The sequence below is a fragment of the Marinobacter sp. VGCF2001 genome, from assembly GCF_049943275.1.
Lineage (GTDB): Bacteria > Pseudomonadota > Gammaproteobacteria > Pseudomonadales > Oleiphilaceae > Marinobacter.
Genome location: NZ_JBNFVX010000009.1, coordinates 14,338 through 39,119 on the forward strand (window position 1 = coordinate 14,338; position 24,782 = coordinate 39,119).

The window sequence follows — 24,782 nt, forward strand, 5'->3', positions numbered from 1 at the left end:
CAAACAAAAAAACCGCCGGGGTTGCCGGCGGTTTTTTTGATGCTTCAGCGTTACTGCAGGATGTCGTTCTTGATGATTTTCGGGGTAATGAAAATCAGCAGTTCGCTGCGCTCATCAATATGCTCGGTGCGCTTGAACAAGCGGCCAAGATAGGGAATGTCGCCAAGGAACGGAGTTTTCGTGGTCTGGGTAGCCACCTCAGACTGGAAAATACCGCCCAGAACCACCGTTTCACCGTTGGCCACCAACACCTGAGTGGTTACCTGATTGGTGTTGATTGACGGGATACCTGCAGTGACTTCACCCCGGGAATCCTGGTTTACCACAAGATCCATGATAATTTTATCGTCCGGCGTAATCTGCGGAGTCACTTCCAACGACAATACCGCTTCTTTAAATGACACGGAGGTTGCGCCGCTGGAGGAAGCTTCCTGGTACGGAATCTCTTCACCGGATTTGATCGAGGCAGGCTGACGATCCGCGGTGACCACTCTCGGCTGGGAAACCACTTCCGCCTGGCCATCACTCTCCAGCGCAGACAACTCCAGATCCACCAGGAAGTCGTCGCTGCCCCAGCCAATGGCAAAGGAAGACGCACCGTCGCCGCTTACACCCAGGTCCACACCCAGGGCACCCGGGAAGGAAATGCTGTTACTGCCACCACCTGCCGCATCTCGTGCCTCTTCGAGGGTGCCCAGTGACCCACCCACGGTAACGACATCATCGCCGTCTACGTTATAAGCCGCGCCGCCCCAGCGAACCCCCAGATTCTCGGCCACGTTGGTCTGGGCACGAACAATCCGGGCCTCAATGGACACCTGACGGACAGGCACGTCCCAGGTGGAAACGAGACGGCGGATTTCGTCGAGCTTCTCTGCGGTTTCCCGAACACTGATGGTGTTGGTTCGCGCATCGGAAGAGACAAAGCCACGGGAAGAGATGAGTTCTTCGTCCGCCTGGATCAGGGAGACCACGTCTGCCGCCTTGGCGTAGTTCACCTGAATGATATCCAGGCGCACAGGGGCCAGCTCGGCAATCTGCTTGTTGGTTTCCAGCTCAAGCTTTTCGCGGGCTGCAATTTCTTCGGCAGGCGCCACCAGCAGCACGTTACCGATCTGACGCTTGTCCAGGCCCTTGGTTTTCAGGATCAGATCCAGAGCCTGATCCCAGGGCACATTCTGCAGGCGCAGAGTAATGCTGCCACCGACCGTGTCACTGGCAACCAGGTTCAGCCCGGTAAAGTCTGCAATCAGCTGCAGCACAGAGCGCACTTCAATGTCCTGGAAGTTGAGGGACAGTTTCTCACCGGTGTACGGGAATTTTTCCTCGCGGCGGGACTCTGCCTCTTCCTGGGTCAATGCTTCCACGCTAACGGTGAATTCTCGGCCAGACTGGTAGGCGATGTAGTCGTAATCCCCTTCCGGGCGGATCTCAACAACGGCACTGCCATCTTCAACAAAGGTATCGATGCGGGTAACCGGAGTAGCAAAATCGGTAACGTCCAGTCGACGGCGCAGATCCGCAGGCACTTCGAGATCCGGCATGGTCAGGCGGATACGACCACCCAGTTCATTCAGGTTGACCGCCGCCGCACTGGAGCCCAGATCCACAATCACCCGGCCTTCACCATCCTTGCCACGACGAAAGTCAACGCCGGCCAGGGCATCCGATGAGCCCGCAGAGGAGGCTTGCGCACGCGGCGCCGGCTGCGCGGTGCTTTCCGCAGTGCCACCGTCGCCACCAATGGTCATCACCAGGGAATTGGCGGAGCGCACTGTGTCGTGGGGTACCAGTTCAACCAGGTTGAAGATCAGACGGGTGCGATCCTTGGTTTCAACCACGGTCACACTCTGCGCGTTGCCTGTTCCCAGAGGAATGCTGCGCTGATTCAACGCGCTGGTGGTATCTTTCAGGTCGACCGCAATTCTGGCTGGCCGCTCAATGGTATACCCGGCAGGCTCCGGCGGCGTACCGTCGAACTGCATGGTGACTTCCAGCCTCTCGCCCGGCAGCGACGAAAACGACAAGTCCTGCAGCGTGACCGCGCTGGCCAGGCCGCTCCATAACCCGATGGCAATCGCGCCTACGCAGAAATTGAGTTTTTTGAACATCGCTAGCCTCGACCCTAAACCTGTTTGTTCGTGCATGTTTCTTACGTTCATAACCTTACCGCTCCTCAGCCCTCATCCAAAGACAGGGAGCGCGGGCGTTCTACCCAACCACCCCGGCCATTCGGAACGATTTCAATCAACTCAATGCGGGTCTCGCTGACCCCCACAATGCGACCGTAGTTCTGGCCAATATAGTTGCCCGTGCGTACCCGGTGAATGCCGCCGGTGTTATCCCGCACCAGTGCAAACAAATTGCCCTCAACACCCTGCAATGTGCCCACCATGGCCAGGGCCTTGAGATCAAAGTTCTCAAGAACCTCCCGGGGGCGGTCCAGATCCGGCTCAACATCGGTGATCGGCTCTTCGTCCACCATGGTCAGCTGGACATCCACCGGCGGCTCGAAAGGCGCCCGGCGATCTGCGGCGGAATAACTGAAGGCTTCATAAGCCTTGAACTCTGGCAGAGGCTCTACGAACCCCCGGGGCTTGGCCCGGGTGTCTGCCATAAACTTGTCGAGATCCGAAAAACCGTTTCCCTGGGAACAAGCCGTCAGCAAAGACGCCAGACACACACCCAGCCAGGCTTTTCCCGCATGCTTTCCTGTCATGCTCATTCTCCAGCCCGGTAGCGGTAGGTACGGGCAACCACCTGCATATCAAGCTGGTCTTCGTCTCCGCCAATTGGTTTGATAGTCAAATCGTGCAGCGTAACAATACGCGGCAAGCTCGCGACGCTGCTTACGAACGAGGCCAGCTCATGGTAGGAGCCAGACACCCGGATATTGATTGGCAGCTCGGCATAGAAGTCTCGCCGCTGCTCGGGCTGAAGTTTGACCTCCTGCAAAGACAGACCACTGCCCAGAGCCGTATTGGTGATGTCTTCCAGCAGCCCCGGCACCTCGGTTTCACTGGGCAACTGCCGCACCAGTGCCCCAAAGGTTTCTTCCATCTCCGCCATCTGCGCCTTGAACACCTCCAGGTTCGCCACCTGATAGGCTTTCTGCTCGTAGCGCTGTTTGAGCTCCTGCTCCTTCTGCTCAACTCGCTCGAGTTGCGCGTACTGATCCTTGATAAAGAACCAGTAACCGCCCCCCAGAATCAAACCGAAGACAATCAGGGCGACGATAGCCTTGACCGGCGCCGGCCAGATACCGGCGTTATTGATATCAAGATCGTTGATATCGAACTCATTCAGACTTTTCAGCGAGTCCGCGAGGCTCATCAGTTATCCTCCGCTTCGGGCTCTGGTGTCCGTTGCTGGACAGAGAGGTTGAACTGGCTGTAGCCCGCACGGCGGTTATCCGCAGCGGCCACGTTGGTCAGGTTGGGGTTGGCGAACCACTCCGACTCTTCATACTGGCGCATCAGGTTGGAAATGCGGCTGTTGGACTCGGCCATACCGACAATGTCCAGGCGGTCACCGGAGCGTTTGAGATCGGTGTAATAAAGGCCATCCGGCAGGGTTCTCACCAGCTCGTCAAACACCCGGACAATCACCGGCCGTTTACCCTGAAGGTCCTGAATGACCTGCATCCGGGCAAGCAACTCGTCACGCTGGCGCTTGAGGTTCTCAATCTCTTTGATCTGCTTGTCCAGCTCTTTCGTCGCCGTCTCTACGTAGGCATTACGGGACTGCTGGTAGGCAATCCGGCTTTCCATGTCGGAGTTCCACAGAAAGGCAAGGCCGCCGGCGATGATGACGGCACCCACAATCATCACCACGAACTGTTGCTGCTTCTCGGCGCGAAGCTCTTCACGCCAGGGCCTGAGGTTAATCTTTGCCATCAGTCGAAACTCCTCATTGCCAGACCACAGGCAATCATCAACGAGGGGGCATCATTGCTGAGCGCTGACGCATTCACGCGCGAACCTACTGCCATATTGGCAAATGGATTGGCCACCAGTGTTGGCGTTCCGGTTTTCTCTTCCACCATTTCCGTGAGGCCCTGAATAGATGCCGTTCCGCCGGCAAGCACCACGTAGTCCACGGCGTTGTACTGGCTGGCACCAAAGAAAAACTGAAGCGCCCGGGCCACCTGCTGAACCACCGCCTCCCGGAAGGGGGTCAGAACCTCTTCGCTGTAGTCGTCCGGCAACCCACCCTGCTTCTTGGCCAGGCCCGCTTCCTCGAGCGACAGGCCATACCGGCGCTGGATTTCCTCGGTCAGCTGCCTGCCCCCGAAAATCTGCTCCCGGGTGTACACCGTCTTGCCCTCGGCCAGGACACTCAGGGTGGTCATGGTGGCGCCAATATCAACAATGGCAACCACCAACTCTTCTCCCTGGGAGTCCAGCTGCGGCTCAATCAGGTGATAGGCACGTTCCAGAGCGTAGGCCTCGACATCAACAATCTTGGTGGTCAGCCCCGCGATCTCGAGCGCATCCTCACGAATGTCGACGTTTTCCTTACGGCAGGCCGCCAGCAGCACATCTACCTGATCGGGATTGGACTCGGACGGGCCCTCAACCTCAAAGTCGATGGCCACCTCATCCAGGGGATACGGAATGTATTGGTCTGCCTCCAGCGCGATCTGGTCTTCCATCTCAAATTCATTGAGACCACCGTCCATCTGGATGACCTTGGTGATCACCGCAGAGCCGGAGACGGCTACCGCAACCTGCTTTACGCTGGTCCGTGATTTGGACGCGACGCGTTTGAGCACCTCTCCAACCGCTTCTACGTCAGTGATATTTTTTTCAACAACTGCATTGGCCGGTAACGGCTCCACTGCATAGCTTTCGACTTTATACCGATCGCCATGTTTAGACAGCTCTAGCAGCTTTACCGAACTGGAGCTTACATCTACCCCCAGAACAGCATTGGATTTTTTTCCTGGTAATCCGAACACGCGCTCACCCTATACCTGGTTAAATGCACCCGGCGTTGGAACCCCTGAATCACTCCCTGTGAAGGCGACCATTTCAGAGGCGTTCTATGTGTTTTTTATGTAAGAGAATTTCTTATTTATTCCGTCTACAATGCTAGCTCGCGAATTTCGGGAGACATTGTCGACGGCGAGGCGACCAAACCTTCCTAAAGCAATTTCTCAAATAATAGACCTATATCCAACAGTTGTCAGAAAAAAATGTCTCATTTGTTGCGTACATCTCGTGTTTTTGCCTGGTTCTTTCTCACCGGCCTGAGTGTCGCGGTCATTATTGGCTCAAGTCTGTATCTGTATCTCCGGCCCAACCTTCCGCCGGTCGCACAACTGCTGGACGTCAAGCTGCAGACGCCTTTGCGGGTGTATAGCGAAGACAACAGATTAATAGCAGAATTCGGTGAAAAGAGAAGGGCACCGATCACAATCGAACAGATCCCTACAATTCAGTTACAAGCCTTTATGGCCGCGGAAGACGCGCGTTTTTACGAACACTTCGGGGTCGACATCAAAGGCCTGACGCGGGCTGCAGTGGAACTGGTCACCACCGGCAGCATCCAGTCCGGGGGCAGCACCATCACCATGCAGGTTGCAAAAAATTACTTTTTGTCACGCGACCGCACCTTCATCCGCAAGTTCAATGAGATACTGCTGGCTCTTCAGATAGAACGTGAACTGAACAAAGACCAGATACTGGAGCTGTACCTCAACAAGATCTATCTCGGCAACCGCGCCTACGGCATTGCAGCCGCCGCCCAGGTTTATTACGACAAACCCGTGGCTGAACTGTCACTGGCACAAATGGCCATGCTGGCCGGCCTGCCCAAGGCCCCCTCCGCCTACAATCCACTGGCTAACCCGGAGCGCGCCCAGATCCGCCGCAACTGGATTCTCGGCCGGATGCAGGACCTCGGCTACATCACCGCAGACGCCCGCGCCCTGGCCACCCAGGAGCCCCTGTCGGCCAGCTACAACACCCGCGAGACCGAAGTGGACGCAGACTACGTAGCCGAGATGGCACGGGCTGAAATGGTCCGCCGCTTTGGCGAAAACGCCTATACTGACGGCTACAGCGTGACCCTCACCGTCGACAGCGCCCAACAGCAAACGGCCACCGAGGCAGTCAGAGCCGGCCTGGAAGCCTATGACCGCCGCCACGGCTTCCGGGGCCCCATCGGCCAGTTCGATACCAGCAACCTGACCCCGGATGAACTCTCAGCCCGGATGCGAAACTACCCGCAGGTCGAGACCCTGGTGCCCGCAGTGGTCACTGGGGTAGACGACGAAAACGGCCAGGTAGCCGTGCACACCCGAACTCTTGGCCCCGGCCTTATGCCGTTCGACACCATGACCTGGGCGCGCCGCTTCCGCACGGAAAGCATTACCGGGCCGGAACCGGAAAAACCCTCAGACGTTGTCAGCCGGGGCGACGTTGTTTACGTGAAGATCAAACAACGCCCCTCCCCTGCCGACGCAGAAGCAGAAGCAGAGACAGAAGCAACAGACGGCACAAACGCCTCGCAACCGGGCTCCGCCAACGGCCTGAGAGTGGCCCTGGCACAAATACCCCGGGTAGAAGGCGCGCTGATCTCACTGGAAGCCAAAACCGGCGCCATCAAAGCCCTGGCCGGCGGATACAGCTTTAACCAGAGCAAATACAACCGCGCCACACAGGCCAACCGGCAGCCAGGCTCTACCTTCAAGCCATTTCTGTACCTTTCGGCGCTGGAAAACGGGCGTACGCCGGCCACCATTTACAACGATGCCCCCATTGTCTTCGAAGACTCGGAACTTGAAACCGCCTGGCGGCCGCAGAACTCCTCCGGCCAGTTCTATGGCCCGACCACGCTGCGCAAAGGGCTTTACCGCTCCCGCAACCTGGTGTCTATCCGCCTGCTCAGAGACCTTGGCATCAACACCACGCTCGACTACCTGAAGCAACTGAAACTGCCAACCGAGAATATGCCCAACAACCTGTCGCTGTCCCTCGGCAGCGGACTGCTGACCCCCATGGAGCTGGCGCGCGGTTTCGCCGTTATCGCCAACGGCGGGTACGACGTTCAACCCTATCTGATCAACCGCATCACAGAATCAGACGGCACCGTCATCTACCAGGCACCCGGAACGATCCTTTGTGACGAAAACTGTGAGGAACTGGCCGCACAGCCAGGCAACGGCGGGAACGAACCGGAGCAGGCGCCCACAATTGACGGCATGACACTGCCCGCGTCGAAAGCCCCGGCAAAAACCGATGCACCCCGCATCATGCCGAGACTCGCCGACGAGCGCTCCATCTACATCATGCACTCGATGATGAAAGACGTAGTTCGCCGGGGAACCGGCCGGCGCGCCCTGGCACTCAACCGAACCGACATTGCCGGTAAAACCGGCACCACCAACGAACAGAAAGACACCTGGTTCGCAGGCTTCAACCACAACATTGCCACCACCGTTTGGGTAGGTTTCGATCAACCCGCCCCTCTGGGCCGCGGGGAATATGGCTCAAGCACCGCCCTGCCGATCTGGATCAACTACATGAAAGCCGCCCTGAAAGAGCAGCCAGCCGCCAATATGCCCAGGCCCAACGGCATTGCGAACATCCGGATCAACCCGGAAACCGGCGAGCGGGCCCGCCCCGGCGAGGACGGCATCTTCGAAATCTTCAAAGAAGAAGATGCACCGGCTCCGCTGGCAGTTCAGAGCAACGGCAGCAATGGCGACAGCGGCGAAGGAGAGGATTTGTCCCGGCAGATCTTCTGACCGGCCGGGCAGCCATATTCAGACACAAAAAAACCGGCGGGATCTCCGCCGGTTTTTTTTGAAGCCAGACTACATCCCGATCAGATGATGTCGTCCATAGACTTCAACGGGTAGTGCGCGGGGTACGGATTACGCGCTACTCCGGAATCCACTGCGGCACGAGCCACGGCAGCCGGAACGACTTCCAGCAGGCGGACGTCCATCGGCTTGGGAATAATGTACTCCTTGCCGAACTCGAACGAATTAACACCATACGCCTCGCAGATTTCCTGCGGCACCGGCTCTTTGGCCAGTTCGCGGATAGCATTCACCGCGGCGACCTTCATTTCCTCGTTGATGGCGGTTGCACGAACGTCCAGCGCGCCACGGAAAATGAACGGGAAGCCAAGCACGTTGTTGACCTGGTTCGGGTAATCGGAACGGCCGGTGGCCATGATCAGGTCCTTGCGAGTGGCCAGCGCCACCTCAGGGCTGATTTCCGGATCCGGGTTCGAACAGGCAAACACCACCGGGTTCGGAGCCATCTTCGCCAACTGCTCGCCAGTCAGCAGATCCGGGCCGGACAGACCCAGGAACACGTCTGCGCCGTCGATGGCATCGTCAAGCGTGCGCTTATCGGTGTCGTTGGCAAACATCGCCTTGTACTGGTTCAGATCATCACGACCAGAGTGGATCACACCCTTACGGTCGAGCATGAAGATGTTCTCAGAGCGCATACCGCAGCTGATCAGCAGCTTCATGCAGGCAATGGCGGCTGCACCGGCACCCAGGCACACCACGGTGGCCTCTTCAATCTTCTTACCCTGCAGTTCAAGGGCATTGATCATACCAGCGGCAGTTACAATCGCCGTACCGTGCTGGTCGTCGTGGAAGATGGGCACGCTGCATTTTTCGATCAGCGCGCGCTCAACTTCGAAGCACTCCGGCGCCTTGATATCTTCAAGGTTGATACCACCGAAGGTATCAGCAATACGCTCAACCGTTTCAATAAACGCTTGCGGGCTCTCGGAATTCACTTCGATATCGAACACATCAATGCCGGCAAAGCGCTTGAACAGTACGCCTTTGCCTTCCATAACCGGCTTGCTCGCCAGAGGGCCGAGATTACCCAGGCCCAGGATAGCGCTGCCATCTGAGATGACGGCAACCAGATTACCCTTGGCTGTGTATTTGTATGCATTCTCGGGGTCCTTCGCGATCTCGCGGACCGGCTCGGCAACCCCGGGGCTGTACGCCAGGGAAAGGTCGCGGGAGGTCGCGGTAGGCTTGGTGATTTCAACACTCAGCTTACCCGGCCGCGGTTTGGCGTGATATTCAAGGGCTGCTTCTTTCAGATCTTGAGACATTGCCACTGTTCCGTTTGTCACGTTTAAAGGTAAATCCCACCGGTACCAGAGCAACACCCTGGTCAGCGGAGCGCGCCATTATGGCGCGCCCGACCCGAAACGACAAGCCGAACCCGAATATTTTGTAACCAGTCAATAGTGCATTTTGCGTATATTGCCAGTTTTATTTTCCATCCACGCACAAAAAAAGCGCCAACCTGGCGCTTTTTTTGTGCAACGTTCCGAGACTGAATCAGTCTTTCTTGGCACCGATACGGCTGCCGAAACGCTTCTGGAAACGGTCGATACGACCACCGGTGTCCATAACCTTCTGCTTGCCGGTGTAGAACGGGTGGCACTGTGAGCATACGTCCAGCTGCAGATCGTGACCGATGGTGGAACGGGTCTTGATGACATTACCGCAGGAACAGGTAGCGGTGACGTCTTCGTACTTCGGGTGAATACCTTCTCTCATGGCGAACCTCTTTCGGTCATGCCGCTACCTGATCAGCAACGTTTTGCCAGGCACCGCATGTTTGAATCAATTGAAAAGACCGTGCACAATCAAGCCCGGCCAGAAACAGACCGCGAATCTTACTGACAAACCCGGCCACAGGCAAGCCTCTTGGCCTTCCGGAATACACCGGACACCTTGCAACCGGCCTACTTTCGCCCGCTTTCAGGATACGCAGTTACCGTGACACGGCCCCCGACCGCCCGCATCGCTCTGAATCGCCCGCTCCGCCGGCTCTTTGACTACCGCATTCCGGACCACCTGAGCGTCTATCCCGGGCAGCGGGTAAAGGTTCCGTTTGGCCGCCAGGTTCTGACCGGCCTGGTGGTGGAAACCGGCGTGAACCCGCCGGACGGCATCACCCTGAAACCGATAACCGCGGCCCTTGAACCCTGGCCTGCCCTGCCCGAAACCACATTCCGCCTGCTCAGCTGGGCCAGTGACTACTATCAGCACCCGCTGGGCGAGTGCCTGTTCACCGCCCTGCCACCTGCACTGCGCCGTGGCCGCCCTTCAGAGCAAAAGCAGGACGAGCACTGGCGGGCCGCCAGCACCGGCGCCGCCCTGCCCGCCAACGCCCATCGCCAGAAAGCGCTGCTGGCCGCCATTCAGAGCGCCCCCGGAATCACCAGCGGCGAACTGGTGAAAGCCGGCTTTAACCGCCCGCAGATCAAAGGGCTGGCCGACAAGGAATTGATCTGCCGTACTGAAGGCAACCCCCAAAGCCCCGGCGACACGGGGCAGGCAGCCCCCGGCCCCACGCTTTCAGGTGCCCAGCAAACGGCTGCTGAAGACCTTCCCACAGACACCAACCGCTTCAGCGCCACGCTGCTTTACGGCATTACCGGCAGCGGCAAAACCGAACTGTACCTGCATTACCTGAAACAACAGCTGCAGCCAGACCAGCAAGCCCTGGTACTGGTACCGGAAATCAACCTGACCCCCCAGACCCTGGCCCGCTTCCGCAAGTACTTTGGCAGCCGGATTGTCGCCTGGCATTCGGCCCTGAACGATGGCGAGCGCCTGGCCACCTGGCTGAGAATCCGCAACGGCGACCCGGTTATCCTGATTGGCACCCGTTCAGCGGTACTACTGCCCTTCACCCACTTGCGATCGATTATTGTAGACGAGGAGCACGACAGCTCTTATAAGCAGGGCGAGGGCTTCCGCTATTCCGGCCGCGATGTGGCGGTGTACCGGGCGCACCTTAACCAGTGCCCGGTCATCCTGGGCTCGGCAACGCCGTCGCTGGAATCCTGGTATAACGCCCAACAGGGCAAGTACCACCTGATCCGCCTGGAACAACGGGCCGGCAATGCCAGCCCCCCGGAGCTCGCGCTGCTCGACATTCGCAGCCGGCCACTGGAAGCCGGGCTTGCCCGCCCCACACTCAACGCCATCCGCGACGCACTGGCACGGGGCGAGCAGGCCCTGGTATTTGTAAACCGCCGGGGCTTTGCTCCGGTGATGATGTGCTTTGACTGTGGCCACATGGAAGAATGCCCGCGCTGCGACACCCGCCTGACCTACCACCGCCGGGACCGGGCCATGCGCTGCCACCACTGCGACTTCCAGATGGCCGCCAGCCCCACCTGCCCGAAATGCCGCAGCGACAATTTCAAACCCGTGGGCCAGGGCACCGAACGCACCGAAGACACCCTGGCAGATCAGTTCCCCGACACACCGATTGTCCGGGTAGACCGGGACAGCACCCAGCGCAAGGGCAGCATCCAGGCCCTGCTGGCGAAAGTGAACAGCGGAGAACCCTGTATTCTTGTAGGCACGCAAATGCTGGCCAAGGGCCACGACTTCCCCAACGTCACCCTGGCTGCAGTGGTCAACGCCGACGGCGGACTGTTCAGCGTCGATTTCCGGGCGCCGGAGCAAATGGTGCAAACCTTACTGCAGGTCAGCGGCCGCGCGGGCCGGGGCGACAAACCCGGGAAAGTACTGATCCAGACCTGTCACAGCGACCACCCGCTGCTCAAAGCGCTCTGCCAGGGCAACTACCCTCTGCTCGCCGACCAGCTGCTGGCCGAACGCCAGACCGGTGAGCTTCCGCCCTTCCGCGCCATGGCCATTCTTCGTGCTGAAGCCGACACCATGCAGGCCAGCCTTCAGTTACTGGACACCATCAAGCCCATGACCGCCAGCAAAGGCTCCGAAACCTGGGGCCCACTGCCTGCCATGATTGCCCGTAAGGCAAACCGGCACCGGGCGCAACTGATTCTGTGCAGCGACAGCCGGCGGCAACTGAACCGGATTCTCGCGCACGTTTGCCAATACCTCGACCAGAACAAACTGCCCGCCAGCACCAAGTGGATTGTGGATGTCGACCCCCAGGAAACCGGCTGAGACAGCCCACACAGAACGTGACACAGCCCATGTTCTGCAATTCGTTACAAAGTTTTTCAGATTTCACTATCCATAGGCATTTCGTTTTTGTTGACTGTGCTATGATTTTCAGCAATCTAACCAACAAACCTGGATAAAAACCTGAGGTTGCGGTTCTCGTGCTGGGAATGCGCAGCGAAAAGGCTTTTGCTGTAAACGAAAACTGGAGAGAAAAAATGTCAGGGAAATTCCTTGCGCGTGCGTCAGCGTTGTCGCTGGCTTTTGTTTTAGCGGCCTGTGGGGGTGACGATAGCTCTACACCCTTGGCTGGCGGCGGTAATGGTGGCAACGGCGGCGGAGACACCGGCACCTCGCCCACACCGGGTGTAGAAATTGGGTCAATCCAACTAATCACCAGCACCCCAAGCATCGGCTCGGCAGGGCAAGATAAAGCCAATATCACTGCCTTGGTGCGTGATTCTGATGGTGTGCTATCGCCAGATGTTAACGTTTCATTCCAAGCATCAAATAACGGATCTCTAATCGTCACGGAGCCAACAACATCGGCTTCAGGCCAGGCTAGCGCTGAATTGTCGACTCCTGGAGACGAGCGTAACCGCACGATATCAGTAACCGCCTCAGTGGGCGCGGTATCAAACTCGGTAAATGTTGATGTATCTGGAACGGTTTTAAACCTGACGGGGCCATCGGCTATAAGCAATGGGGCGTCTGAGAGCTACGAAGCTCGCCTGCTGGACTCCTCAGGGCAAGGCATTGATGGTGCGTTGGTACAAATCTCTAGCCAAAACAACACCGTGTCCGCAGGGTCATTGAGCACAGATTCATCGGGACGTGTGCAATTCTCTCTGACCGCAAACAATGGTGGCGTTGACAGCTTATCGGTTGCAGCCTTTGAGGGAGAGTCACGGGTCTCATCAGAGCTTCAAATAAACGTATCCGCTGATAGCTTTATCTTCGGTGATCTAGGCACAAAGGAAGTTGAAATTGGCTCAACTCCGAAGCAGATTTCAATTACCTGGACGCAAAATGGCTCCGCCGTGGTTGGCAAAGAAATTAAGTTTTCTACCACTCGGGGCTCCCTCTCCTCTCCGTCGGCCACGACAAATGCTCAAGGCGTTGCAACGGTAGGAGTCAGCTCCACTGATGTTGGCATCGCTGAGGTCACCGCAACTGCTGAAAGTTCTGAAGGCAGTGAAATCAGAGCGAGCCAGTCCTTTGAATTTGTCTCATCCAAGCCGCACAGCCTCAATGTACGAGCAACCAAAACCCAAATATCCACCAACGATGAGACAAGCATCATCACGACCGTCAGGGATATCAATGGAAATTTGGTAAAAAATGCCACGGTCGCATTCAACGTAACCGATGCCACTGGCGGTCAGGTTTCCCCGGGAACAGTAACAACGGATAGCCAAGGCAGGGCCATTACGACTTATAGGTCTACAAGCAGTATTAGCGAAAAAGATGGCGTATTGGTAACAGCAACAATTACGCGCAGCGACGCCACGACAGCATCTGAATCTATTTCGTTGACCGTTGCCGGACGCGCTTTGACACTTCTTTTGGGCACCGGCAATACGATCGCTGCGCCAACCGAAACAATCTACGATATGCCATGGAGTGTGCTGGTTAGTGATGCGAACGGCAACCCAAGCACCAACCAATCTGTCCAACTTAGCGTGCTTCCGCTCGAGTTCAGTAAAGGATCGTACACGTACGTTGACGACAAGTGGGTTGCTTCAACCACAGAGACCTGCCAAACCAACTATGCAGATGAAGTAAACGGCACTGAAATTTCGAACCCCGCTTCAGCTCCCACTGCGGTTGTGACGGACGACAGTGGTTCTGTTGAATTCAACATTAGATACACAAAAGACCAGTGCACCTGGGTAAGAGTTCGACTAACAGCAACATCTAACGTTGAGGGCTTCTCAAGCTCTAATTCTCGTGAATTCACTCTCCCATGCTTGGCGGAAGACCTGGCTGACGAAAGTGTATCTCCACCAGGCTCACCCAGCCCTTACAACACTCAAGTTTGTAACTAAGTTTCACACTTAGACAAAAAGCCCGGCCCCAGCGCCGGGCTTTTTGCTTACACACCAACTTTCCGCGATAATACGCCCCTTCTATTTTCAACGGGCGCCCTGCCCTGACACCCATTCTTCTGCAAACCGAGTCATTCGACAGCATGAAAGAGACCGTATCCGAGCTTCTCCAGTCCGCACTGGCGGCCCTGCAGTCTGACGGCACACTGCCGGCAGACCAGAACTTCACGCCTCAGGTGGGCAACACCAAAGACAAGTCCCACGGGGATTACGCCTGCAACATTGCCCTGGTGGCCTCGAAAGCCGCCGGTTGCCCGCCGCGCAAGCTGGCGGAAGCGCTGGTGGCTGCGTTGCCGGCGAGTTCTGCGGTGGAAAAGGTGGAGATTGCCGGGCCCGGCTTTATCAACTTTTTCATGAGCACGGCCAGCGCCTTCAGCATTGTGAATACCATTCTGGATGAAGCCGCGCAGTTCGGCCGCAACAACGCCGGCCAGGGTGAAAAAGTTCAGGTGGAGTTTGTTTCGGCCAACCCCACCGGCCCGCTGCACGTAGGCCACGGCCGGGGCGCGGCCATTGGCGACTGCCTGTGCCGCCTGCTGGAAGCTAACGGTTACGATGTTACCCGTGAGTTTTACTACAACGACGCCGGTGCCCAGATCAACAATCTGGCGCTGTCGGTTCAGTCCCGGGTTAAGGGCCTGACACCGGAAGACGACAGCTGGCCGGAAGACGGCTATCGGGGCGATTACATTGTCGATGTCGCCAACGCCTACCTGGCCGGTGAAACCGTGATTGCCGATGACCGGGAAGTCACCGCCAAGGCAGACCCGGAAGACCGCGAGGCCATCCGCGAATTCGCCGTGGCCTACCTGCGCCGCGAGCAGGATCTGGACCTGAAAGCCTTTGGCGTTCAGTTTGATGTGTACTTCCTGGAATCCTCCCTGTACCAGGACGGCAAGGTGGAAGCTACGGTAGAGCGCCTGAAAGCCAACGGCTACACCTACGAACACGACGGCGCCATGTGGCTGAAAACCACCGAGTTCGGCGACGACAAAGACCGCGTGATGCGCAAAAAAGACGGCGGTTACACCTACTTCCTGCCGGATGTGGCTTACCACCTGGACAAGTGGCAGCGCGGTTTCACCACCGTGATTAACGAGCAAGGTGCCGATCACCATTCCACGGTTACCCGGGTGCGTGCCGGCCTGCAGGCCCTGCAAGCCGATATTCCCCGGGGCTGGCCGGATTACGTGCTGCATCAGATGGTGATGGTGACCCGCTCCGGCCAGGAGGTAAAAATCTCCAAGCGCGCCGGCAGCTACGTGACCGTACGGGACCTGATCGACGAAGTGGGCCGCGATGCCACGCGGTTCTTCCTGGCAGCGCGGCGCGTGGATTCCCAGCTGACCTTCGACATTGATCTGGCGCGCTCCCAGACCAACGAGAACCCGGTGTATTACATCCAGTATGCCCATGCCCGGATTTGCAGCGTGTTGCGCAAACTGGCCGCCGAGGGCGTACAGCGTGGCCTGAACGAGTGCGTGGGCGATCTGAGCCTGCTGACGCTGGACGAAGAGAAAGAACTGGCGAACCAGCTGGCCAAATATCCGGAATTGATTGCCAACTCCGCCGCCCAGCGCGAGCCGCACCACCTCACCCATTACCTGCGTGAGCTGGCCGGCCAGTTCCACACCTACTACAACGCCCACAAGGTATTGATTGACGATACCGCCCTGCGGGATGCCCGGGTAAGCCTGTACCTGGCGGTGCGCCAGGTGATTGCCAACGGCCTGGATTTGCTGGGCGTCAGCGCCCCAGAGGAGATGTAATCAGGCCATGGCCAGAGATTACGCCCGGAAGGATCGCCCGTCAGGGAAAGGGGCCGCTGCCAGTAAACCGGCAGCCAGGCCCCGGAAATCCCCGACACCCTCGAAGTCTCCCAAACCCGGAAAGAGTGCCGCTGCGCACTCGGAGCATGGCGCGTTGTCTATGAAAACCCTTCTGTCGCTGGCCGCTGTTGGCGGCTTCATTGGCTTTATTGTCTACCTGAACACCCTGCCGGGCAGCCCGGACACCGCCGGGCAAGCGCCCGTGCAGCAACAGCCTCCGGTGCAGACCGAAAAAACGCCCGCCAACACAGCCAAACAAAAGCCGGAATCGAGAGAACAAAAGTTCCGGTTCTATGAGATGCTGCCGGAATCGGAAGTGGTACCGCCGCAGGTAGACGAGTACACGCCGGGGCCCGCCGCCAAAGAATTCGATTACGTGGTGCAGTCCGGCTCCTTCCGGAACCAGCAGGACGCCGAGCGCCAGCGGGCGCAGATTGCATTCCAGGGCCTGAGAGCGCACGTTCAGCGCATTGACCTGGACAGCGGCAGTGTCTGGTACCGGGTGAATGTTGGCCCGTTCACATCACGCAGCCAGATGAACTCGGCGGTCGACAAGCTGGTGTCGATCAACATCCAGCCTCTGGTCCGCAAGATTCCCAAAGAGGGGTAACCGCCCCTCGCTCTTGAAATCCCGCCCCGCGCCTCCATAAAGCCAAAATACAAATTCATACAGGCAACTGGAGCCCCAATGACCACGATAGTTTCCGTACGCCGGGAAAATGAAGTCGCCCTGGGTGGCGACGGCCAGGTTTCCCTGGGCAATACCGTGATGAAAGGCAACGCCCGCAAGGTACGCCGGCTTTACAACGGCCAGGTGATTGCCGGGTTTGCCGGCGGCACCGCCGATGCGTTTACGCTGTTCGAGCGATTTGAGGCCCAGCTTGAGAAGCACCACGGCAATCTTACCCGGGCCGCCGTGGAACTGGCCAAAGACTGGCGTACCGACCGCGCCCTGCGAAAACTGGAGGCGTTGCTGGCCGTTGCCGATAAAACCGCGTCTCTGATCATCACCGGTAACGGCGATGTGATCGAGCCGGAACAGGGCCTGATTGCCATTGGCTCCGGTGGGCCTTTTGCCCAGGCCGCCGCCCGCGCCCTGCTGGAAAACACCGACCTGAGCGCCCACGACATCGCCGAAAAAGCCCTCGAGATTGCCGGCGACATCTGCATTTACACGAATCAGAACCGCACTCTGGAAGTGCTACCTGTTAAAGACTGACGACCGGAGCGACCATGTCTGCAATGACTCCCCGAGAGATTGTCCACGAACTGAACAAACACATCGTGGGCCAGGAAGAAGCCAAACGCGCCGTCGCCATCGCTCTGCGCAACCGCTGGCGCCGTATGCAGCTAGACAGCAGCCTGCGGGATGAGATTACCCCCAAGAATATCCTGATGATCGGCCCCACCGGGGTGGGTAAAACCGAAATCGCCCGCCGGCTGGCGAAACTGGCCGATGCCCCGTTCCTGAAGATTGAAGCCACCAAGTTTACCGAGGTGGGTTACGTTGGCCGGGATGTGGAATCCATCATCCGTGATCTGGCGGATATGGCTGTGAAAATGCTGCGTGAAAGCGAAATGAAGCAGCATGAACACAGCGCCCTGGATGCCGCCGAAGAGCGCATTCTGGACGCCCTGCTGCCACCGCCGCGGGATTTCAACGAAGACAGCCAGCGCACCGATACCGACTCTTCCACACGCCAGCTGTTCCGCAAAAAACTGCGGGAAGGCGAGCTGAACGACAAGGAAATCGAGATTGACCTGCGCAGCAGTGGTGCCGGCGTAGAGATTATGGCGCCTCCGGGCATGGAGGAGATGACGTCTCAGCTGCAGAATATGTTCTCCAACCTGTCTTCAGACAAGCGCAAGACTCGCAAGATGAAAGTCGCCGACGCCCTGAAACAGGTGAAGGACGAGGAAGCCGCCAAGCTGGTGAATGAAGAGGAAATCAAGCAGAAGGCCATTCGGGCGGTGGAGCAAAACGGCATTGTTTTCATTGACGAGATCGACAAAGTGGCCAAGCGCTCGGAGAACACCTCCTCGGATGTCTCCCGCGAGGGCGTTCAGCGCGATCTGCTGCCTCTGATTGAAGGCAGCACCGTGAGCACGAAATACGGCTCTATCCGTACGGACCACATTCTGTTCATTGCCTCCGGGGCCTTCCACCTGTCGAAGCCGTCGGACCTGATTCCGGAACTGCAGGGTCGCCTGCCGATCAGGGTTGAACTTCAGGCCCTGAGCCCGAACGACTTCAAGCGGATTCTGACCGAGCCGGATGCCTCGCTGGTGCAGCAGTACGAAGCGCTGATGAACACCGAGGGCGTAACGCTGAACTTCAGCGAGGACGCCATCGACCGCATCGCCCAAGTGGCCTGGAAGGTCAACGAGACCACAGAGAATATCGGTGCACGCCGGCTGCATACGGTTCTGGAGCGCTTGCTTGAAAGCCTCTCTTACGACGCCGGCGACAGCGTTACCGACAGCTTTGAGGTAACCGCCGCCTACGTTGACGAGAAACTGGGCGAACTGTCGGAAGACGAGGATCTGAGCCGTTACATTCTCTGATTAACCGGCAACCGCCACCATCAAAAAAGCCGGAGGCGCTACAGGCACCTCCGGCTTTTTTGCGCCCCGCTCTTCACTCTTCACTCCTCACCGACCTCTCGCCACTCGCCGGGCTTATTCGGCCTTTGAAAACAGATGGGTGACAGTGTCCAGGCCGGAGGCAATGCGGCTCTTTTCCGTGCGTTTCTGTTTCCGCCCCTTGGCCACGTACAGCGGCAGCATTTCCCCGTACAGGCTGGTGCTGATGGTTCGCTGTTCGTCTTCCAGGCGGTCCCGGCGCAGCGTGATGCCGTATTTGCGCAACCGGGGTTCCAGTTCGTCGGCCCGGTTGAGCAGATCGCGGCGGGTCATCTGGTAGGCGTGTTCACACACCATGCGCCGGCTCTGGAAGCTGAACACGTTGGAGAAGAACAGCTTGGCGTCGTCCCGGGTGGGTTCGAACAGCAGTATGTCTTTGTCCGGATAATCCCGGGCGTACTGGCCAATGCCCGATTGCATACGGGAATAGACCATGGTGCGGAACATCTGGGACAACAGATTGGGCATTCCGGCGTGGCTCAACTCTCCGGGCTTCATGGAGCCCGCGCGCACGGCCGCACTGGCGTCGATGGGCACCTGGGGATTAACCGCCAGCACCAGGTCTGCGCCGTCTTCGAAGGCAACGGAGGCATGAAGGCCTTTTCTCAGGGTGCCGTCCACGTAGTAGCGGCCGTCGATCTCGACCGGTACATACAACCCGGGCGAGGACATACTGGCCTGCACGGCCCGGGAGATGGGCACATGATCGTAGCCCGGGGCGCCGAAACACACCGCCTCGGTGCTTTCAACATCCGCCGCGACGATATACAGGCTGCGCCTGAGCTGGCGAAAGTCGTTGGTACGGCCCAGCATGGTGAAGGCGCGCCGAAGGTAATCGTGCAGGCCTTCGTTGTCGAACAGGCCCGCCGGCGCTGCCTGCGCCAGGATGGTCATGGCTTCCAGCAGGCTTTGATCGTAAGGGTTGTTCACAAACCGGCTGACAGCCGTGGACAGCAGCCCTGGCACCGCCAGGAGACGGCGGCCGATTTCCCGTACAGCGGGCCGGTAGAACACTTCCGGATGGAACGGGTGTACCTCGGCCTCGTTACGCACGAAAATCCGGCAGAGCTGGGCCGTGGTCATCTGGTTGGCGAGGTTAGCGGCCACAAACGAACCGGCGTTAACCCCCACGTACACGTTGATGTTGTTGAAATCCAGCCCGTCCAGGGCTTCATCCAGGGCCCGCAGGGCGCCGATCTCATAAATACCGCCCAGAGGACCACCGCCACCCAGGGCTAGGCCGATTCTTGGTGCTGGTTTGAGCTCGGTCGCTGTTTTCATTCACTGTCCTTATCGGATACCGCTGCAGGATTTCAGTTGTCCTGCACTGTAGCAACGGATTTTAGAGTAAGCACACTATAACCCCGCTACGCTCAGGAAACGGCCTGCTCCGCCAGTGCCGCCGTCGAGGTGCGCCCCGGGCGCAAATACCGGCCGAACCCGGCATTACGCAGGGCCAGGTCTACGCAGCTTTTGATTACGTGGGGCGAATCCAGCAGCAACACATCTTCCAACAGCTGAATGGCCCACTCCCGATCGACACTGCGGATCACCGATTTTACTTTCGGCAGGCTCGCCGCGTTCATCGAGAGCGAGTCGTAACCCATGGCCATCAGCAACAGCGCGCCCCCCGGGTCGCCGGCCAACTCACCGCAGATGCCCACCGGTTTCCCCACGGAGTGCGCATCCTGGGCCACTCGCACCAGCGCTTGCAGCACGGCGGGATGGTAGGAATGGTAAAGCTGCGCAACCCGCGGGTTGTTGCGATCCACCGCCAGCAGGTATTGGGTAAGATCGTTCGACCCCACCGACAGAAAGTCCACGCGTTCCGCCAGTTCGCGAATCTGGTAGACCGCCGCCGGAATTTCCACCATAACGCCCACTTTGGGCATATGAATGTCGTAACCTTCTTCCCGGACTTCGTGGTACACCCGATAAATCAGGTGCAGGGATTCCTCGACTTCCGAGATGTTGCTGATCATGGGCAACATGATTTGCAGATTATTCAGCCCCTCACTGGCCTTGAGCATGGCCCGGACCTGAACCAGAAAAATCTCGGGATGATCCAGCGTCACCCGGATGCCGCGCCAGCCCAGAAAGGGGTTTTCTTCCTGAATGGGAAAATAAGTCAGGGCTTTATCACCGCCGATATCCAGCGTTCTCATGGTCACCGGATTCGGGGCAAAGGCCTCGAGCTGTTCCCGGTAATATTCCCGCTGCTCTTGTTCGGAGGGGAAGCGGTCTTTGATCATGAATGGCACTTCGGTGCGGTACAGCCCGATACCCTCGGCCCCATGGGACAGCGAGCGCACAACATCGGTCATCAGACCGGTGTTCACCAGCAGCGACACGCGGTGGCCATCGGTGGTCTCGCAGGGCTTGTCCCGCAGGACTTCCATACCGCGAATCAGCTCGTTTTCTTCGTCGCAAATGGCCTGAAAGAAGGCTCGCAAATCCGACGATGGCGAGGCAAAAATCTGCCCCTCAAAGCCGTCAACGATCAGCTCGCGGCCGTCCAGCTGATTAACCGGGATATCGATCAGCCCCATCACCGTGGGCACACCCATGGCTCGCGCCAGAATGGCCACGTGGGAGTTGCTGGAGCCTTTAACAGACACCAGGCCGACCAGCTGCCCTTTGGGCACTTCACCAAGCATGGCCGGCGTCAGCTCTTCACTGACCAGGACCGTCCGCTCGGGGTATTCCAGATGCTTTTGCTCACCTTCCTGCAGGTGCGAGAGCAGCCGCCGCCCCAGATCGCGAATATCGACGGCCCGTTCCTGCAGGTAGAGATCATCCATCATTTCAAAATGACGGACATACTGCTGAACCACCTGCTTGAGAGCCCCCTGGGCACAAATGCCTTCGCGTATCCGGTTGGCGACCTCGCCCGGCAGGGCCTCGTCACCGAGCATCCGCAGGTACACATCGAACAGCGCCTGCTCTTCGGGCCGGAGCTGTGAGGCCAGGCGATTGGCCACCCGCTCTATATCCTGGCGGACAGCGGATACCGCCGAATCGAACAGGGCAAGCTCCTGGTCGACATCGTCGGTGGGTTTTTCCGGCACCAGATCGAGATCGGCCGCCGGAAAAACCGCGACTCCGGTGCCAATGGCCACACCGGGGGCACCGGGCACACCGCTGAAACTGATGTCGCGCGTTTCTTCGCCAGTCAGCGACAAGCCACTGATAACGCCGGTTGCCTCGCTGTGAGCAATAACCCCGGCGAGTTGCGCCGACACGGTGACCAGAAAGGCTTCTTCACCCTCGTCGAAGCAGCGGGAGCTCTCTCGCTGCTGCACCACGAGCACGCCCAGAACCCGGCGATGGTGGATAATCGGCACACCCAGGAAGGAGCGGAACCGCTCTTCACCGGTCTCCGGAAAATAGCGATAGCGGGGATGAGAGGGGGCATCCTCAAGATTGATGGGCTCCTCCCGGGATCCCACCAGGCCGACGAGGCCTTCGGAATAGGCCAGGCTGACCTGACCCACCGAATCTTTGTACAGGCCTTCGGTGGCCATGAGGATGTAGCGGTTGGATGCGGGGTCCAACAGGTAAACGGAGCAGACCTCCGTGTTCATGGCATTTTGCACCCGCGATACAATGATGCCCAGCGCCTCCTGCAGATCGCGGGCGCCGTTTACCTCTTGTACTATACTTCGCAGGATGCTGAGCATGGAATCAGTCCGTCATTTCTGATATTCCTTCGAGCGTCGGGACATCTCGGCTCTCTGCTGCTCCATGTTATGAAACAGTCTCGGGGCCAGTTCCCTCAACGCGCGCCTGTATACTTCTCTCTTGAATGAAACCACCTGCCCCAACGGGTACCAGTAGCTTACCCACTGCCAACCATCGAATTCCGGTGAATCCGTGCCATCCACGCGTACGTGCGCGTCTGGCGATAACATCCTCAGCAGGAACCATTTCTGTTTTTGCCCCACGCAGACGGGGTGCGAGTTATGGCGTACCATCCTCCTCGGAAGCCGGTAACGCAGCCAGCCCCGGGTGCAACTGATGATGTCTACATCACCGGCGCCCAGGCCGATTTCCTCTCCAAGCTCCCGGTAAAGCGCATCCTCGGGGGTTTCATGGTGCTTGATCCCCCCCTGAGGAAACTGCCAGGAGTTCTGCCCTATTCGCCTTGCCCAGAGAACCTCTCCTCTGTGGTTGGCCAGAATGATTCCGACGTTGGGTCTGAAACCGTCTGAGTCAATCACGGCACAGTCCTCACAGTAGTCGGTCGCCGGTTATATTTTAACCGGCGAGAATTGTCCAAGTTGCTCTCATTCTTACAGAAACCCAAGGCTTGGGCAAACCGCCGTGTTGGCGACGCGTTGCCGGCGTACCGTGGTAGACTGGCGGCTTTGCCAAACGGCCTGAACAGATGGAAGGAGAAAGGCTTGACGCTCGCAATTTTTGATTTGGACAACACGCTGCTGGCCGGCGACAGCGACCACGCCTGGGGCGAGTTCCTGGTGGAAGAAGGCATGGTGGACGCCGACGAGTACAAGCGGGCCAACGACCGCTTCTATGAGGAATACCTGAACGGCGAGTTGGACGTTTTCCACTACCAGCGCTTTGTTCTGGCGCCGCTCACCCGCCACAACATGGACGAACTGGAGGCCTGGCGACAGGCGTTCATGGCCAAAAGAGTGCAACCGATGATGCAGGACAAGGCCATCAAACTGCTTGCCGACCATCGGGAGCAAGGCCATACCCTGATGATTATTACCGCCACCAACCGTTTTATTACCGAGCCCATCGCGGAATTACTGGGTGTGGAGCACCTGATTGCCACCGAGCCGGAACTGGTTAACGGCAAGTTTACCGGTGAGGTAGCCGGCACACCCAGCTTCCAGGAAGGCAAGGTGAAGCGGCTGAACGACTGGCTGGCAGCGCACGGCGAAACCCTGGATGGCGCCTGGTTCTACAGCGATTCCCACAACGATTTGCCGCTGCTGCGCAAGGTGGACAACCCGGTGGCGGTTGACCCGGACCCAACCCTGGAGCAGCGGGCGATAGAGAACGGCTGGGCCGTTATGTCGCTGCGGGACTGATTACAGAAAGCCCGTCAGCGACCGGACAAAGCAGGATTTAATGTAATCGGTCTCGGGAATGCCGGGCACAATCGGGTGGTCCGGCGCCTGATGGCCCTGCTCCAGCAACTGCACAAACCGGTCGATCTTGCGGCCGCTGCCGCGAATGATGTCGATCAGCTTTTCCTGGGACAAGTGCATGGAACAGGAGGCCGAAACCAGCAGCCCGTCGCGCTCAAGCAGGCGCAGCCCAAGCTGGTTCAGGCGGGCGTAGGCCTGCTCACCGGCCTTCTGATCCCGGCGGCGGGGAATCAGGGCTGGCGGGTCGAGCACCACGATATCGAATTTTTCTTTCTCGTCGGCCAGCGCTTTCAGGGCGTCAAAGGCATCGCCTTCAAGGGTATCGACATTATCCAGGCCGTTCAGCGCGGCATTGCGGTGGACGGCATCCACCGCAGATGACGATGCATCCACGCAGGTGACCTGGGCCGCGCCGGCGCAGGCTGCCTGAATGCCCCATCCGCCCACGTAACTGAACACATCCAGCACTTTCTTGCCCGGGGCATAAGCCTGCAGGCGCTGGCGGTTCATTCGATGATCGTAGAACCATCCGGTTTTCTGGCCGCCGGCCAGCGGCACTTCAAAGCGGGCACCGTTCTCTTCCACCAGCACCGTCTCTGATTCCGGCCCGTGGGCGAATTCCACGTAGGAGCCCAGGCCTTCCACCTTGCGCATCTTTCCGTCGTTTTTGAGCACAATGGTGCGGGGGTGAGCCAGCCTTTGCACTGCGCGAACGATGGCGTCTTTCATCTGCTCCATGCCGGCGGTGGAAATCTGGACCACCACCACATCATCAAACCGGTCGACCACCAGGCCAGACAAGCCGTCACTGTCGCCAAACACCCACCGGTAAAAGGGTTTATCAAACAGCCGTTCCCTGAGGCTTAATGCCGCCTCCATGCGATCGGTCAGTCGCTTCGGGGTCATGCCGTGGCTGGCATCCCGGCTGACCAGCCGGGCGCAGATCAGGGCGTGGGGATTGACGAAGGCAATGCCCAGTGGCTTGTCGTTCGAGGCCCGAACCTGGACCTGGGCTCCCGGCTCGAACCCGGGCAACGGACTGCGCCCTGTGTCTACCTCATTGCTGTAGACCCACAAATGCCCTGCCCGAAGGCGTCGCTCTGCGCCCTTGCGCAGGTAGAGAACGGGAAAATCCATA

The 24,782-nt window shown here is 58.5% G+C and carries 19 protein-coding genes; 8 read left to right on the forward strand and 11 right to left on the reverse strand.

What is annotated here, in order from left to right:
• Positions 1–50: 50 nt before the first annotated feature.
• From pilQ to ACP2AU_RS10295, 5 genes are read right to left on the reverse strand one after another with little or no spacing between them, the layout of a single operon-like run.
• Positions 51–2,162, reverse strand: coding sequence for a type IV pilus secretin PilQ (gene pilQ, locus ACP2AU_RS10275; protein ID WP_426376048.1), 2,112 nt, complete (start codon positions 2,160–2,162; stop codon positions 51–53).
• Positions 2,163–2,176: 14 nt separating this feature from the next.
• Positions 2,177–2,719: a pilus assembly protein PilP gene (locus ACP2AU_RS10280; protein ID WP_426376049.1), complete on the reverse strand. Its 543-nt coding sequence runs from the start codon at positions 2,717–2,719 to the stop codon at positions 2,177–2,179.
• Between the two features lie 2 nt (positions 2,720–2,721).
• Positions 2,722–3,333, reverse strand: coding sequence for a type 4a pilus biogenesis protein PilO (locus tag ACP2AU_RS10285; RefSeq protein WP_426376050.1), 612 nt, complete (start codon positions 3,331–3,333; stop codon positions 2,722–2,724).
• A complete protein-coding gene (locus ACP2AU_RS10290; RefSeq protein WP_426376051.1) occupies positions 3,333–3,896 on the reverse strand; it encodes a PilN domain-containing protein in 564 nt (187 codons plus the stop codon). Before ACP2AU_RS10290 ends, ACP2AU_RS10285 begins: the two co-directional genes overlap by 1 nt.
• Positions 3,896–4,960, reverse strand: a complete 1,065-nt coding sequence (locus tag ACP2AU_RS10295) for a pilus assembly protein PilM (protein WP_426376052.1) — start codon at positions 4,958–4,960, stop codon at positions 3,896–3,898. Before ACP2AU_RS10295 ends, ACP2AU_RS10290 begins: the two co-directional genes overlap by 1 nt.
• A gap of 237 nt (positions 4,961–5,197) precedes the next feature.
• Here ACP2AU_RS10295 and ACP2AU_RS10300 point away from each other — a divergent pair, with 237 nt between their 5' ends.
• Entirely contained in the window at positions 5,198–7,753 is a 2,556-nt protein-coding gene (locus ACP2AU_RS10300; RefSeq protein WP_426376053.1) for a penicillin-binding protein 1A, read from the forward strand.
• An 80-nt stretch (positions 7,754–7,833) separates the two neighbouring features.
• On the opposite strand, the gene ACP2AU_RS10305 is transcribed toward ACP2AU_RS10300, so the two are convergent.
• Positions 7,834–9,099: a malic enzyme-like NAD(P)-binding protein gene (locus ACP2AU_RS10305; protein WP_426376054.1), complete on the reverse strand. Its 1,266-nt coding sequence runs from the start codon at positions 9,097–9,099 to the stop codon at positions 7,834–7,836.
• A gap of 232 nt (positions 9,100–9,331) precedes the next feature.
• On the reverse strand, positions 9,332–9,553 hold the full coding sequence (gene rpmE / locus ACP2AU_RS10310; protein ID WP_426376055.1) for a 50S ribosomal protein L31: 222 nt from the start codon (positions 9,551–9,553) through the stop codon (positions 9,332–9,334).
• A 222-nt stretch (positions 9,554–9,775) separates the two neighbouring features.
• Between rpmE and ACP2AU_RS10315 the strand changes: the two genes are divergently transcribed.
• From ACP2AU_RS10315 to hslU, 6 genes are all read left to right on the forward strand, one after another.
• Positions 9,776–11,947 (forward strand): primosomal protein N', encoded by a 2,172-nt coding sequence (locus ACP2AU_RS10315; protein WP_426376056.1) that lies wholly within the window; start codon positions 9,776–9,778, stop codon positions 11,945–11,947.
• Positions 11,948–12,114: 167 nt separating this feature from the next.
• Entirely contained in the window at positions 12,115–13,992 is a 1,878-nt protein-coding gene (locus ACP2AU_RS10320) for an Ig-like domain-containing protein (protein WP_426376057.1), read from the forward strand.
• A 143-nt stretch (positions 13,993–14,135) separates the two neighbouring features.
• A complete protein-coding gene (gene argS / locus ACP2AU_RS10325) occupies positions 14,136–15,821 on the forward strand; it encodes an arginine--tRNA ligase (protein WP_426376058.1) in 1,686 nt (561 codons plus the stop codon).
• Between the two features lie 7 nt (positions 15,822–15,828).
• The gene (locus tag ACP2AU_RS10330; RefSeq protein WP_426376059.1) at positions 15,829–16,491 is read left to right on the forward strand and encodes an SPOR domain-containing protein; all 663 of its coding nucleotides are present in this window, start codon (positions 15,829–15,831) and stop codon (positions 16,489–16,491) included.
• Positions 16,492–16,569: 78 nt separating this feature from the next.
• On the forward strand, positions 16,570–17,100 hold the full coding sequence (gene hslV / locus ACP2AU_RS10335; protein ID WP_426376060.1) for an ATP-dependent protease subunit HslV: 531 nt from the start codon (positions 16,570–16,572) through the stop codon (positions 17,098–17,100).
• Positions 17,101–17,114: 14 nt separating this feature from the next.
• Positions 17,115–18,446 (forward strand): ATP-dependent protease ATPase subunit HslU, encoded by a 1,332-nt coding sequence (gene hslU, locus ACP2AU_RS10340; RefSeq protein WP_426376061.1) that lies wholly within the window; start codon positions 17,115–17,117, stop codon positions 18,444–18,446.
• 114 nt (positions 18,447–18,560) lie between these two features.
• Here hslU and ACP2AU_RS10345 read toward each other — a convergent pair whose 3' ends face one another.
• The 3 genes from ACP2AU_RS10345 to ACP2AU_RS10355 all read right to left on the reverse strand — a co-directional run bounded on the left by ACP2AU_RS10345 (position 18,561) and on the right by ACP2AU_RS10355 (position 22,744).
• Positions 18,561–19,805 (reverse strand): patatin-like phospholipase family protein, encoded by a 1,245-nt coding sequence (locus ACP2AU_RS10345; protein ID WP_426376062.1) that lies wholly within the window; start codon positions 19,803–19,805, stop codon positions 18,561–18,563.
• Positions 19,806–19,897: 92 nt separating this feature from the next.
• Positions 19,898–22,204 (reverse strand): phosphoenolpyruvate--protein phosphotransferase, encoded by a 2,307-nt coding sequence (ptsP, locus tag ACP2AU_RS10350; protein WP_426376063.1) that lies wholly within the window; start codon positions 22,202–22,204, stop codon positions 19,898–19,900.
• A gap of 12 nt (positions 22,205–22,216) precedes the next feature.
• Complete coding sequence (locus ACP2AU_RS10355) at positions 22,217–22,744, reverse strand: RNA pyrophosphohydrolase (RefSeq protein ID WP_426376064.1); 528 nt, start codon at positions 22,742–22,744, stop codon at positions 22,217–22,219.
• Positions 22,745–22,927: 183 nt separating this feature from the next.
• Between ACP2AU_RS10355 and ACP2AU_RS10360 the strand changes: the two genes are divergently transcribed.
• On the forward strand, positions 22,928–23,584 hold the full coding sequence (locus ACP2AU_RS10360) for an HAD family hydrolase (RefSeq protein ID WP_426376065.1): 657 nt from the start codon (positions 22,928–22,930) through the stop codon (positions 23,582–23,584).
• Here the strand turns inward: ACP2AU_RS10360 and ACP2AU_RS10365 are convergent, their stop codons facing one another.
• Entirely contained in the window at positions 23,585–24,781 is a 1,197-nt protein-coding gene (locus ACP2AU_RS10365; RefSeq protein WP_426376066.1) for a class I SAM-dependent rRNA methyltransferase, read from the reverse strand.
• Position 24,782: the final 1 nt, after the last annotated feature.

Coding starts and splice junctions, on each gene's coding strand:
- hslU (WP_426376061.1), top strand. CDS start 17,115: ATGTCTGCAATGACTCCCCGAGAGATTGTCCACGAACTGAACAAACAC.
- ACP2AU_RS10365 (WP_426376066.1), bottom strand. CDS start 24,781: ATGGATTTTCCCGTTCTCTACCTGCGCAAGGGCGCAGAGCGACGCCTT.
- ACP2AU_RS10330 (WP_426376059.1), top strand. CDS start 15,829: ATGGCCAGAGATTACGCCCGGAAGGATCGCCCGTCAGGGAAAGGGGCC.
- ACP2AU_RS10285 (WP_426376050.1), bottom strand. CDS start 3,333: ATGAGCCTCGCGGACTCGCTGAAAAGTCTGAATGAGTTCGATATCAAC.
- ptsP (WP_426376063.1), bottom strand. CDS start 22,204: ATGCTCAGCATCCTGCGAAGTATAGTACAAGAGGTAAACGGCGCCCGC.
- ACP2AU_RS10320 (WP_426376057.1), top strand. CDS start 12,115: ATGCGCAGCGAAAAGGCTTTTGCTGTAAACGAAAACTGGAGAGAAAAA.
- ACP2AU_RS10290 (WP_426376051.1), bottom strand. CDS start 3,896: ATGGCAAAGATTAACCTCAGGCCCTGGCGTGAAGAGCTTCGCGCCGAG.
- ACP2AU_RS10280 (WP_426376049.1), bottom strand. CDS start 2,719: ATGACAGGAAAGCATGCGGGAAAAGCCTGGCTGGGTGTGTGTCTGGCG.
- ACP2AU_RS10305 (WP_426376054.1), bottom strand. CDS start 9,099: ATGTCTCAAGATCTGAAAGAAGCAGCCCTTGAATATCACGCCAAACCG.
- ACP2AU_RS10345 (WP_426376062.1), bottom strand. CDS start 19,805: ATGAAAACAGCGACCGAGCTCAAACCAGCACCAAGAATCGGCCTAGCC.
- rpmE (WP_426376055.1), bottom strand. CDS start 9,553: ATGAGAGAAGGTATTCACCCGAAGTACGAAGACGTCACCGCTACCTGT.
- hslV (WP_426376060.1), top strand. CDS start 16,570: ATGACCACGATAGTTTCCGTACGCCGGGAAAATGAAGTCGCCCTGGGT.
- ACP2AU_RS10300 (WP_426376053.1), top strand. CDS start 5,198: ATGTCTCATTTGTTGCGTACATCTCGTGTTTTTGCCTGGTTCTTTCTC.
- pilQ (WP_426376048.1), bottom strand. CDS start 2,162: ATGAACGTAAGAAACATGCACGAACAAACAGGTTTAGGGTCGAGGCTA.
- argS (WP_426376058.1), top strand. CDS start 14,136: ATGAAAGAGACCGTATCCGAGCTTCTCCAGTCCGCACTGGCGGCCCTG.